Here is a 237-nt window from a genome sequence, read left to right as displayed (position 1 = left end):
CTGCGGCACCCAGTGGCTGCCGAAGTTTTCCTGCCAGTACGGCCCGGCCTGCACGGTCAGGCGCTGGCGGAAGTGGCGCTCGTAGCGGCGCCAGGCCAGGTGGTCGATGCGCAGGCCGAGGTTGCGGCGGAAGCCGGCCTGGCGGTAGTCCCACCACGAGAATGCGTTCTCTTCCTGCGGGAACAGCCGGAACGCGTCGTGCAGGCCCAGCGCCAGCAGCCCTTGCAGCGCGTCGCG

The 237-nt window shown here is 70.9% G+C and carries 1 pseudogene; it reads right to left on the bottom strand.

The features are described 5' to 3' along the window. Nucleotides 1-96 precede the first annotated feature (96 nt). A pseudogene (locus HKX41_13460) lies at nucleotides 97-237 on the bottom strand (exodeoxyribonuclease III).

Origin of the sequence: Salifodinibacter halophilus (assembly GCA_012999515.1) — a bacterium.
Lineage (GTDB): Bacteria > Pseudomonadota > Gammaproteobacteria > Nevskiales > Salinisphaeraceae > Salifodinibacter > Salifodinibacter halophilus.
Note: the sequence above shows the minus strand (reverse complement) of the source record. Positions and strands in the feature narration are given on the sequence as shown.